Origin of the sequence: Fictibacillus enclensis, assembly GCF_030123385.1 — a bacterium.
GTDB classification, from domain to species: domain Bacteria; phylum Bacillota; class Bacilli; order Bacillales; family Fictibacillaceae; genus Fictibacillus_C; species Fictibacillus_C enclensis.
Map to the genome: position 1 here is coordinate 2,105,329 of NZ_CP126109.1, position 12,709 is coordinate 2,118,037.

The following is a 12,709-nucleotide window of genomic DNA, read 5'->3' on the forward strand; positions in this document are numbered from 1 at the left end:
GTTATGAATACAGTCATTTCCATCGTAATTATTTTGGGTGCTCTTGTTTTCTTTCATGAACTTGGCCATTTGATGCTCGCCAAACGAGCCGGCATTTTGTGCCGGGAATTTGCCATTGGCTTCGGTCCAAAGCTCTTCGCGTTTAAAAAGAGTGAGACAACATACACCGTACGGCTATTGCCGTTGGGCGGGTTTGTAAGGATGGCCGGAGAGGATCCGGAAGGGATCGAACTGAAACCAGGTTACAGGGTAGGACTGATTTTTAACCCGGAAGGCAGCGTCCAAAAGATTATTGTCAACCATAAAGAAAAATATGACATCCAAAAAGTCATTACTGTGGAAAACGCTGACTTGGAGCACCGTTTGGTGATTACCGGATATGAAAATGAAGAGGGAGAACGCCAAAGCTACAGCGTAGACCCGCAGGCAATGTATGTGGCCGATCATCAGGAAATGCAAATTGCTCCGTATAACAGGCAGTTTGGCTCAAAAACTCTCATGCAGCGGACGCTTGCCATTTTTGCAGGCCCGTTCATGAATGTGCTGCTGGCGTTCATCGTATTAATGAGTTTTTCTTTGTTCCAGGGCATTCCTACAAAGGAAGCACGACTTGGCAATCTGGCACCGGGTGAAGCTGCGGTGAAATCTGGGCTGCAAAAAGGGGACAGGATCGTTTCCGTAAATGGCGATAAAGTCAGCAATTGGGAAGAGCTTGTTTCCTTTATCCAGCAAAACCCTGGAGAAAAACTTGTGTTTGAAGTTGACCGGAACGGCAAAATTCTTAAAAAAGAAGTAACGCCGGGTGAACGGGAGATTAACAAAGGCACCAAAGAAGGATTTATTGGAGCCTATCCTTCCACAGAGTTTTCTTTACTGGGCTCCCTGTCCTATGGAGCAAAGCAAACATGGTTCATGACAAAAATGATTTTCGTGGGACTTGGTGAGCTCATTACCGGGAAGCACGGATTCGATCAGCTTTCAGGACCAGTTGGAATTTACGAATACACAAACAAAGCGACAGAAGGCGGTATTCCAATGCTGATGCAATGGGCCGCTGTCCTGAGTATTAACCTGGCGATCTTTAACTTGCTGCCGCTACCGGCACTGGATGGCGGGCGGCTGTTGTTTTTACTGATTGAAGCGCTGCGGGGCAAACCGATTGATCCGCAAAAAGAAGGGCTTGTACATTTTATCGGTTTTGCATTTCTGATGCTCCTGATGCTCGTCGTAACATGGAATGACATTCATAAATTCTTTTTAGACAAAATTGACCAATAAGTGATTAACTGAGGTGGAGAAATGAAGCAAAGCAGGTTGTTTGCACCAACATTAAGAGAAGTTCCGGCTGACGCGGATGTCGTCAGCCACCAGCTTCTGCTCAGAGCAGGATTTATCCGGCAGAATGCAGCTGGTATTTATTCTTTTTTGCCGCTGGGGAAAAAGGTTCTTCACAAAGTAGAAGCGATTATTCGTGAAGAGATGGAAAACGCAGGATCCAACGAGATGACCATGCCTTCCCTGCAGCTTGCGGAACTCTGGCAAGAATCGGGAAGATGGTATTCCTACGGACCGGAACTTATGCGTTTAAAAGACCGCCATGGCCGTGAATTTGCGCTCGGGCCAACTCATGAGGAAGTCATTACCAGTCTCATTCGCGATGAAGTAAAATCATATAAAAAACTGCCTCTTAATCTATTCCAAATTCAAACGAAGTTCAGGGATGAAAAAAGACCTCGATTTGGTCTTCTTAGAGGCCGGGAATTTATTATGAAAGATGCGTACTCGTTCCATTCCTCCCAGGAGAGCCTTGATGTTACCTATGAAGATATGAAAGCAGCATACAATAATATCTTTTCACGCTGTGGTCTGAACTTCAGAGCGGTCCTGGCTGATTCCGGGGCAATCGGAGGAAAGGATAATCATGAGTTCATGGTACTTTCCGAGATCGGTGAAGATTTGATTGCTTATTCTTCAGAATCTGATTTTGCTGCCAACATTGAGATGGCACCAGTGAACGTAACCTATGAAGCTTCCACCGAATCCAAAAAGGAAATGGAGAAAATCCATACGGGAGAAGCAAAAACCATTGCAGAGGTTTCTTCACTCCTTACCATTGATGCCGCCAAAGTCATCAAGTCGGTTCTGTTTATTGCTGATGAAGAGCCGGTTCTGGTGCTTGTCCGCGGTGATCATGATGTAAATGACATTAAAGTGAAGAACATTCTCGGAGCAGCTTCTGCCGAACTGGCCACACCTGAGGAAACGGAAAAAGTGCTTTCCTGCAAACCTGGAAACATTGGGCCTGTGTCTGTTCCAGAAAACGTGAAGATCATTGCTGACCATGCGGTGGAATACATGGTGAATGCCGTAGCCGGAGCAAATGAAGCAAGTCATCATTATCAGCATGTGAATCCTGGCATCGATTTTGAGGTCTCTGATTTTGCTGATCTTCGTTTTATCCAGGAGGGAGATGCTTCTCCTGATGGCAAAGGGGTTATCCGCTTCGCCAAAGGAATTGAAGTCGGGCATGTGTTTAAACTTGGACAAGTTTACAGCGAGCCATTGAATGCAACCTTTCTCGATGAGAATGGAAAAAGCCAGACAATGACGATGGGCTGTTACGGAATCGGTGTTTCCCGTACGCTTGCCGCAGTTGCAGAAGAAAACAATGATGAAAGAGGCTTGATCTGGCCGTTATCCCTGGCACCTTTTGATGTGCACATTATTGCAGCCAACAGCAAAGACGAAATACAGGCAGATTTAAGTGAAAAGCTGTATGATGAACTTAAGGGTGCAGGTTATGATTGCTTATACGATGACCGTAAAGAACGCGCCGGTGTAAAGTTCGCCGATGCAGACCTTTTTGGGGTTCCTGTCCGAGTAACGGTTGGGAAAAAAGCTGCTGAGGGCATTGTGGAATTGAAAGTCAGAAAAACCGGTGAAATGAATGAAATCCATGTTTCAGAATTAATTGAGGCGATTAAAAGCCAACGAGAATTATTAGCGCGCTAGCATCCAGGGGATGACTTATGAGCCTGACCGTCAGGCTCACTAACCCAAGTCATCCCTTTATTTGTGGAAGGAGGGCATCATGAACAGTGACGACCAGGTAAGAAAAGAGCGGTTTCTCTTGTTGCTCGACCAGATCGGCATACCCGGTGAGCTGCGCCCGCATCTGGGTGATGGCCGTGTTCAGAAACTGGCGATCGATAAAAATAACAGAAGCTGGCATTTTTATTTTTCCCTGCCGAAACCAATGCCTGCCAATGTGTATACCTTTTTTCAGGCGAGAATTACACAGGCATTTGAACATATAGCGAAAGTAACATTTACTATTCAATGTGAGAGCAGGGAATGCGAGGAAGCATTACTCGGCGAGTATTGGAGCATATGCTGTGAACAGCTGAAAGGAACGGCAAGCTCACTTGTGTCCGGATTGATGGGACAGGTTCCTGAGGTAACCGGGAATAAAATTAAAGTCACCGTCCGGAATGAAGCGGAAGGGCTCTTGATCAAACGTAAATTATCTTCGGCAATGACGGAGGTCTACCGTTCGTTTGGCATGGACTCCGTCTCACTTGAAATTGAAGTCAAACACAGTGAGGAAGAATTCCAGAAATTTGTGGAGCAGAAAAAGCAAGAAGATGCGGATAAAGTACTCGCTGCATTGATCGAAAAAGAAAAAGCGGACAAGCGGGAAGCAGCTGCTGTGCCTTCTGAAGTTACAATAGGTTACAAGATTCCGGATGAACCCGTTCCGATTGAAACCATTCAGGACGAGGAACGCAGAGTAACGCTTCAGGGATATGTATTTGATGCGGAAACTAGAGAACTCAGGAGCGGAAGAACGCTGCTGACCTTTAAGATTACCGATTATACCGATTCCATCATGGTTAAAATCTTCTCCCGCGACAAAGAAGATGTACCGATTCTGAACGCCGTGAAAAAAGGCATCTGGGTCAAAGTACGGGGTGGTATACAAAACGATACCTTCGTTCGTGACCTGGTCATGATTGCGAATGATATCAATCAAATTACGCCTGAAACCAGAAATGATCTTGCCGAAGAAGGAAAGAAAAGAGTGGAACTTCATCTACATACTCCGATGAGCCAGATGGATGCCGTAACTTCTGCTTCCAGCCTGATCAGCCAGGCCAGCAAATGGGGCCATCCTGCTGTAGCGGTGACCGACCATGCTGCCGTTCAGTCCTTCCCGGAAGCATATTCAGCAGGGAAAAAGAATGGTATCAAAGTTTTGTATGGCGTGGAGGCCAATCTGGTGGATGACGGAGTTCCTATCGCTTATAACGAACAGCACAGGAAGCTATCGGATGATACCTATATTGTATTTGACGTGGAAACAACGGGATTGTCCGCCGTGTACAACAAAATCATCGAACTTGCGGCGGTCAAAGTGCATAACGGTGAAATCATCGATAAATTTGAACGGTTTGCCAATCCGCATGAGCCTCTTTCGGATACAACGATCAATCTGACGGGCATCACCGATGATATGGTACAGGATGCTCCTGAAATAGAGGACGTGTTGCGGGATTTTGAAAAATTTATGGGAGACGACATTCTTGTTGCCCATAATGCCAGTTTTGATATGGGATTCTTGAACGAAGGATTCCGCAAGATAGGGAGAGGGGCTGCCCAAAATCCGGTGGTTGACACCCTCGAACTTGCCCGTTTTCTCCTTCCGGAACTGAAAAACCACAGATTGAACACGCTCTGTAAAAAGTTTGATATCGAGCTGACCCAGCACCACCGGGCAATCTATGATGCAGAAGCGACAGGCTACCTGCTTTGGAAACTATTAAAACAAGCGTTCGAGAAAGAAATAGAATTCCATGACCAGCTGAACGAAAACATGGGCCAGGGTGGATATATGAGAAGCCGTCCATCCCATTGCATACTATTTGCCCAAACACAACAAGGCTTGAAGAATCTGTACAAATTGGTTTCAGAATCGCAATTGAACTATTTTTACCGAACGCCCAGAATTCCGCGTTCGAGGCTTTCCAAACATCGTGAAGGTTTACTGATCGGGTCCGGGTGTGATAAAGGCGAAGTATTTGAAGGAATGATGCAAAAAGCGCCTTCGGAAGTGGAAGAAATCGCGAAATTTTATGATTATCTTGAAATCCAGCCGCCATCAAACTACTATCATCTGATTGAAAAAGAACTAATACAGGATGAAATGGCGCTGCGTGAAATCATTGCCAACATTGTGAAGCTCGGTGAAAAGCTAGGTAAACCGGTTGTTGCCACGGGAAATGTACATTACCTGGATCCCAATGACGGCATTTACCGCAAGATTTTGGTTTCAAGCCAGGGCGGAGCCAATCCGTTGAACCGACAGACACTTCCGGATGTTTATTTCCGTACCACAGATGAAATGCTGGAATGCTTTTCATTCCTGGGTGACGAAAAGGCCAGGGAAGTGGTTGTCGATAATACCCAAAAGGTCGCAGACATGATTGAGGAGATCAAACCGATTCCTGACGATCTGTTTACCCCGAAGATTCCGGGGGCGGAAGATGATATACGGAATATGAGTTATTCCATGGCTCGCAGTATTTATGGGGAAAACCTCCCCGATATTGTAGAAAAGCGGCTGGAAAAGGAATTGAACAGCATTATCGGTCATGGATTTGCCGTTATCTACCTAATCTCGCATAAACTTGTTAAAAAGTCCCTGGTGGATGGCTATCTGGTAGGTTCACGTGGATCCGTTGGATCTTCCTTTGTTGCCACCATGACAGAGATTACTGAGGTTAATCCGCTTCCTCCGCACTATGTGTGTCCTGAGTGCAAGGAATCCATCTTTTTTGATGATGGATCTGTCGGTTCCGGGTTTGACCTTCCGGATAAAGAGTGCACGAATTGTCATGTGCTCTATAAAAAGGATGGCCAGGATATCCCGTTTGAAACATTCCTTGGCTTTAAAGGGGACAAGGTACCTGATATTGACCTTAACTTCTCGGGTGAATACCAGCCGCGTGCCCATAATTACACAAAGGAACTGTTCGGTGAAGATTATGTCTACCGTGCAGGAACGATAGGAACTGTGGCTGAGAAAACGGCGTATGGCTATGTAAAAGGGTATGCCTCCGACCATAACCTGACCTTCCGCTCTGCCGAGGTCGACCGGCTTGTATCGGGCTGTACCGGTGTGAAACGGACCACAGGACAGCATCCGGGCGGGATTATTGTTGTTCCGGATTACATGGATATTTATGATTTTTGTCCTATCCAGTTTCCTGCCGATGATAAAAATTCTGAATGGAAAACGACACATTTTGATTTCCATTCCATCCATGATAACCTGCTGAAACTCGATATTCTCGGGCACGATGATCCAACCGTGATTCGTATGCTGCAGGATTTGAGCGGCATTGATCCAAAAACGATTCCGGCTTCCGACCAGGAAGTTATGAAAATCTTTTCCGGTCCCGAAGTGCTCGGGGTGACCGAAGACCAAGTGATGTGCAAAACGGGTACGCTTGGCATTCCGGAATTTGGAACGAAGTTTGTTCGGCAGATGCTTGAGGAAACCAAACCAAGTACTTTCTCCGAGTTAGTGCAGATTTCCGGTCTTTCCCATGGGACAGACGTGTGGCTGAACAATGCCAATGAGCTGATCGCCGATGGAACATGCGAGCTGAAAGACGTGATCGGCTGCCGTGACGATATCATGGTGTATCTGATCTATAAAGGCCTTGAACCGTCCCTTGCCTTCAAAATCATGGAAAGCGTGCGTAAAGGTAAAGGTCTGATCCCTGAATGGGTAGAAGAAATGAAAAAGAACGACGTACCAGACTGGTATATCGGGTCGTGCTTGAAGATCAAGTACATGTTCCCGAAGGCCCATGCTGCTGCCTATGTATTGATGGCAGTCCGCATCGCCTACTTTAAGGTGCATTATCCTATTCTTTTTTACGCAGCCTACTTTACTGTCCGCGCTGATGATTTTGATATTACCGCCATGGTAAAGGGATCTGCCGCTATCCGCGCAAAGATTGAAGAAATCTCGGGCAAAGGGCTGGATGCTTCCACCAAGGAGAAGAACCTGCAAACAGTGCTGGAGCTTGCTCTTGAAATGTGCGAACGCGGTTTTTCATTTGGCAAGGTAGACCTCTACCGATCGAGCGCCACTGAATTTTTAGTAGAAGGCGACCAACTGATTCCGCCTTTCAATTCTATTGCGGGACTTGGCACAAATGCTGCCATCAATATTGTGAAGGCGCGTGAAGATGGAGAGTTCCTTTCAAAAGAGGATCTTCAGCAGCGTGCTCGCCTGTCTAAAACCATCATCGATTATCTGGATGAGCAAGGCTGTCTTGCCGGTATGCCGGAAGCCAACCAGCTCTCTCTTTTCTAAAGACTGAAGGGGACAGACAGACGGCTGGCAAGTTGCACAAAGCCGAAGATTATGATATAGTAAATTTGGAAATACTTATGAATACCTTTCGGGAAAAGAGTGGGGAAACCCACTCTTTCGTTTCGTTTTGGCAAAGGATTTTTTGGTTGAAGGGAGGATGTTTATGAGCAAGAAAATCACGGAAACTACCGAAGAGATCGTAACCCCGATTTTGGAAGAATTAAACCTTGAGCTGGTAGATATCGAGTTTGTAAAAGAAGGGAAAAACTGGTTCCTTCGCGTATTTATTGATAATGAAACTGGTGTAGACATTGAAGACTGCGGAACGGTAAGTGAACGCCTCAGTGAAAAGTTGGATGCTATCGATCCGATTGAACAGGCATACTTTCTTGAAGTTTCTTCACCCGGTGTTGAACGCCCATTGAAAAAACCGGAGGACATGGCTAAGGCCGTAGGGAAAAATGTCCACATCAAAATGTATGAACAGATTGATGGCTCAAAAGAATTTGAAGGCAAACTGCTGGAATTCGATGGTGAAACGGTCAAACTGCAAATGAAAGTGAAAACACGCAGTACGGAAGTGGAACTGCCATACAACAAGATAGCAAGTGCCAGACTTGCGGTTGTGTTCAATTAACAAAGGGGAGAAGATGGATGAGTAGCGAGCTATTAGATGCACTTACTTTTTTGGAGAAAGAAAAAGGAATCAGCAAAGATATTTTAATTGAAGCGATTGAAGCCGCTTTGATTTCTGCGTACAAACGGAACTTCCACCAGGCACAAAATGTGAGAGTGGATTTTAATACAACAACAGGAAGCATCAAAGTATTCGCCCGAAAAAACGTTGTTGAAGAAGTAACCGATTCAAGGCAGGAGCTTTCACTTGAAGAGGCGCACAAGATTAACCCGCAATATGAATTAGAAGATGTTGTGGAACTGGAGGTAACTCCACGTGATTTCGGCCGGATTGCGGCCCAAACCGCAAAACAGGTTGTGACTCAAAGGGTAAGAGAAGCGGAACGCGGCATTATTTTTTCCGAATTTATCGACCGAGAGGAAGATATCATTACAGGTGTGGTCCAGCGTCAGGACCATCGTTACATCTATGTTAACCTTGGACGTGTTGAAGCATTGCTTCCAGCCGCCGAACAAATGCCGGGTGAGAAATATACAACAAACGACCGTATTAAAGTATTCATCACCAAGGTTGAAAAAACAACGAAGGGCCCGCAAATTCTTGTATCAAGAACACACCCTGGTTTATTAAAGCGCCTTTTCGAACTTGAAGTGCCGGAAATCTATGATGGTACGGTTGAAGTAAAATCAATTGCCAGAGAAGCGGGAGACCGTTCCAAGATTGCTGTTCATGCAGCAGACCCGGAAGTGGATCCAGTAGGATCTTGTGTCGGTCAAAAAGGCGGACGCGTTCAAACGATCGTCAACGAGCTCAATGGCGAGAAAATTGATATTGTCCGATGGTCTGAAGACCCGGTTGTGTATGTAGCGAACGCGCTCAGCCCTGCCAAGGTGCTTGAAGTGCTAGTGAATGAAGATGAAAAAATGACGACCGTTATCGTTCCCGATTACCAGCTTTCACTTGCCATCGGGAAACGAGGACAGAATGCAAGACTTGCAGCTAAACTGACAGGCTGGAAAATTGATATTAAAAGTCAGTCCGATGCAGAAGAATCGGGACTTTATGTTGGTGAAGCTGCACAAGAAGAGTTTGAATCTACTGAAGAAGAACTGTAAGATACATGGGGGTGAGCCGGATGAAAACACGGAAAATTCCGATGAGGAAATGTGTAGCCTGCCAGGAAATGAAAGAAAAAAAGCAATTGATCCGGATTGTCCGCTCTCCTGAAGGCGAAGTTTTCGTTGACCCAACGGGAAAGAAATCAGGAAGAGGCGCGTATCTGTGCAATCAGGCGTCCTGTTTTGCTCTGGCGAAGAAAAAAGGCAGCCTCAACAATCAACTGAAAGCTCGGGTTCCGGATGAAGTGTTTGCTGAACTGGAAAAGGGAGTATGACTCATTGAATATATCACCATGGGCTTCATTGCTTGGATTGGCCAACAGGGCAGGAAAATGTATTTCTGGGGAAGAGCTTGTTGTTAAAGCGGTACAGAAGCAACAGGCGAAATGCGTTCTTCTTTCCATGGATGCGTCGGACAATACGAAGAAAAAAATAACCGATAAATGCTCGTTTTACCGGGTAGAGGTAAAATGGATAGAGAACCGCTATTCTCTCGGAAATGCGATTGGCAAAGACCAGCGCGTGGTTGTTGCCGTAACCGATCAAGGATTTGCCAAAAAGTTAACAGCTTTACTTGATTAAATCATTCGGGGGTGAACATATGAGTAAGATGCGTGTATATGAATATGCGAAAAAACAAAATGTTCAAAGCAAGGATATCATTGATAAACTGAAAAACATGAATGTGGATGTATCCAATCATATGTCGATGATCGATGAAGAAGCGATCCGTAAATTAAATGATGCCTATCAACCCAAAAATAAGAATACAGAGGAGAAACATAAAATAGAACATAAAAAGAACCCAACCAATGTAAACAAAGTCGAAAATAGAAATGAGAGTAAAAAAGAGAACACTATGAAAATTAAAAAAGACGAAGCACCCAAGAAGAATAATGGCAGCAATAACTCAAAACCGGGTCAAAAAAATAACAGTGGTCAACAAAACGCTAAACCTGGGCAAAACGCTAAACCCGGGCAAAACGCTAAACCCGGCCAAAAGGGCGGAAACCGACCGGGGAACAGAAACAACAACAGCAATCATAATAATAAAAACCGAAACAACAAAAACAACAACAGAGGAAAATCAGCACCGGCTCCTCAGCCGAAGCCGACTCCGGTAACACCGGATAAGATTACTTTCTCCGAATCACTTACTGTAAGTGAACTGGCGAAGAAACTGGCAAAAGAACCATCTGAAATCATTAAAAAATTGATGACTCTTGGTGTTATGGCAACAATCAACCAAGAGCTTGATAAAGAAACCATTGAGCTCATTGCATCAGATTACAATGTGGAAGTCGAAGAGGAAATTATCATCGACGTAACCGAATTCGAAAATTATGAAAATAACGATAAAGAAGAGGATCTTTCCATTCGTCCACCGGTGGTTACCATCATGGGTCACGTTGACCACGGGAAAACGACCTTGCTGGACTCCATACGAAACACAAAAGTAACCGCAAGTGAAGCAGGCGGAATCACTCAGCATATTGGTGCGTACCAGATCGAAGACAAAGGCAAGAAAATTACGTTCCTTGATACACCGGGGCATGCTGCGTTTACAACGATGCGTGCAAGAGGAGCTCAAGTAACGGATATCACGATTCTTGTGGTTGCCGCCGATGACGGTGTTATGCCGCAAACCGTTGAAGCCATCAACCATGCAAAAGCTGCAGAAGTGCCTATTATTGTTGCAGTGAACAAAATGGATAAGGAAGCAGCCAATCCTGACCGGGTTATGCAGGAACTGACCGAGCATGCTCTGATTCCGGAAGACTGGGGCGGCGATACGATTTTTGTTAATGTTTCTGCGATCAATGGGGAAGGAATCGACGACTTGATCGAAATGATTCAGTTGGTGGCGGAAGTCGAAGAACTGAAAGCCAATCCAAACCGTGCAGCACAGGGTACAGTTATCGAGGCACAGCTTGATAAAGGCCGTGGATCAGTAGCTACGCTTCTCGTTCAAAACGGAACACTGAATGTGGGGGATCCAATTGTTGTCGGAAATACCTTCGGACGTGTCCGTGCCATGGTCAACGATATCGGCCGACGTGTAAAAGTAGCCGGTCCATCTACTCCAGTTGAGATTACTGGATTAAATGATGTTCCTCAGGCCGGCGATCAATTCATGGTATTTACCGATGAAAAGAAAGCACGCCAGATCGGTGAAGCACGCTCCAAAAAGCAATTGGAAGCCCAACGTAAGGAATCTTCCAAGTTGAACCTTGAAGATCTGTTCAATCAGATCAAAGAAGGCGATATTAAAGAAATCAATGTGATTATTAAAGCCGACGTTCAAGGCTCCGCCGAGGCGCTGGCCGGTTCCCTTCAAAAAATTGATGTGGAAGGCGTCAAGGTAAAGATCATTCATACGGGAGTAGGAGCGATCACTGAATCGGATATCATTCTTGCTTCTGCCTCCAATGCGATTATTATCGGATTTAACGTACGCCCTGACAACAATGCGAAACGTACAGCAGATGCTGAAAAAGTGGATGTGCGTCTGCACAGAATTATTTATAACGTGATCGAAGAAATTGAGTCAGCAATGAAAGGTATGCTAGACCCAGAGTTCGAAGAGAAGGTTATTGGACAGGTGGAAATCCGTACGACGTTTAAAGTATCAAAAGTGGGGACAATTGCCGGCTGTTATGTAACTGATGGTAAAGTTACCCGTGATTCGACCGTTCGCCTGATCCGTGATGGCGTTGTTATCTATGAAGGGAAAATAGATGCCCTCAAACGCTTTAAAGATGATGCAAAAGAAGTTAGTGCAGGCTACGAATGTGGTATAACATTAGAAAAGTTCAATGACATCAAAGAAGGAGATGTCATCGAAGCGTACATCATGGAAGAAATTAAACGGGCATGATTGGTTTCCTGACTGTGGAATGCTTCATTTATGAGTCCCATTCCCTGAAGGATAAACGCTCCGTTGTGAAAAAGGTCGTTACCCGGTTAAGACAGCAATTTAATCTTGCTGTCTCCGAGACCGACTTTCATGATTTATGGCAGAGAGCAGAACTTGGAATTGTAACCATTTCAAAGGACAAACTAATCGTGGAACAGGAACTTCAAAAGGCTATAAAGCTGATCAGCAGTATACCTGAGCTTGAAGTTACGTCCTCGGTTATCGAATGGTTATAATGGCTAGATAGAAACGGGGTGTAAGAATGAGTGAAATCCGATCCAATCGCATTGGAGAACAAATGAAAAAAGAAATGGGAGATATCATTGGCCGAAAGCTGAAAGATCCCCGCATCGGGTTTGTGACCGTTACCGGTGTCGAGGTAACGGGCGATCTGCAGCAGGCGACTGTATTTATTTCTGTTTTTGGCGATGATGAGCAAAAGGAACAGACGCTGCGGGGTCTGGCCAAGGCTTCCGGTTTTATCCGGACTGAAATCGGCAAGCGAATCCGGTTGCGCAAAACACCGGAAATTTCTTTCAAATTTGATGAATCCATCGAATATGGAAGCCGAATTGAAACATTGCTGACTGATATCAAAAGTTCAGATGAAGATAGTGATTACAATAAGAGATAGGCAGGCCTTGGTTTGT

10 protein-coding genes are annotated in these 12,709 nt (G+C 45.2%); all 10 read left to right on the plus strand.

The window, feature by feature from the left end; all coding sequences use genetic code 11:
• The first annotated feature begins 3 nt into the window (after nt 1-3).
• The 10 genes from rseP (at nt 4) to rbfA (ending at nt 12,693) form a co-directional block, all read left to right on the plus strand.
• Nucleotides 4-1,278 carry an RIP metalloprotease RseP gene (gene rseP, locus QNH15_RS11270; protein WP_283894728.1) on the plus strand — a complete coding sequence of 425 codons (1,275 nt, stop codon included), beginning with the start codon at nt 4-6 and terminating at the stop codon, nt 1,276-1,278.
• Nucleotides 1,279-1,299: 21 nt separating this feature from the next.
• Nucleotides 1,300-3,012, plus strand: coding sequence for a proline--tRNA ligase (locus QNH15_RS11275; protein WP_283894729.1), 1,713 nt, complete (start codon nt 1,300-1,302; stop codon nt 3,010-3,012).
• A 79-nt stretch (nt 3,013-3,091) separates the two neighbouring features.
• Entirely contained in the window at nt 3,092-7,387 is a 4,296-nt protein-coding gene (locus QNH15_RS11280; RefSeq protein ID WP_283894730.1) for a PolC-type DNA polymerase III, read from the plus strand.
• Nucleotides 7,388-7,550: 163 nt separating this feature from the next.
• On the plus strand, nt 7,551-8,024 hold the full coding sequence (rimP, locus tag QNH15_RS11285; RefSeq protein WP_061969492.1) for a ribosome maturation factor RimP: 474 nt from the start codon (nt 7,551-7,553) through the stop codon (nt 8,022-8,024).
• A gap of 17 nt (nt 8,025-8,041) precedes the next feature.
• Nucleotides 8,042-9,139: a transcription termination factor NusA gene (nusA, locus tag QNH15_RS11290; RefSeq protein WP_061969494.1), complete on the plus strand. Its 1,098-nt coding sequence runs from the start codon at nt 8,042-8,044 to the stop codon at nt 9,137-9,139.
• Between the two features lie 20 nt (nt 9,140-9,159).
• Nucleotides 9,160-9,417, plus strand: a complete 258-nt coding sequence (rnpM, locus tag QNH15_RS11295; RefSeq protein ID WP_061969496.1) for an RNase P modulator RnpM — start codon at nt 9,160-9,162, stop codon at nt 9,415-9,417.
• 4 nt (nt 9,418-9,421) lie between these two features.
• Nucleotides 9,422-9,724 (plus strand): YlxQ family RNA-binding protein, encoded by a 303-nt coding sequence (locus QNH15_RS11300; protein ID WP_061969499.1) that lies wholly within the window; start codon nt 9,422-9,424, stop codon nt 9,722-9,724.
• Between the two features lie 19 nt (nt 9,725-9,743).
• The gene (gene infB / locus QNH15_RS11305; RefSeq protein ID WP_283894731.1) at nt 9,744-12,020 is read left to right on the plus strand and encodes a translation initiation factor IF-2; all 2,277 of its coding nucleotides are present in this window, start codon (nt 9,744-9,746) and stop codon (nt 12,018-12,020) included.
• Nucleotides 12,017-12,295 (plus strand): DUF503 domain-containing protein, encoded by a 279-nt coding sequence (locus QNH15_RS11310; protein ID WP_061969504.1) that lies wholly within the window; start codon nt 12,017-12,019, stop codon nt 12,293-12,295. The genes infB and QNH15_RS11310 overlap by 4 nt, the downstream gene beginning before the upstream one ends.
• A gap of 26 nt (nt 12,296-12,321) precedes the next feature.
• Nucleotides 12,322-12,693: a 30S ribosome-binding factor RbfA gene (rbfA, locus tag QNH15_RS11315; protein ID WP_061969507.1), complete on the plus strand. Its 372-nt coding sequence runs from the start codon at nt 12,322-12,324 to the stop codon at nt 12,691-12,693.
• Nucleotides 12,694-12,709: the final 16 nt, after the last annotated feature.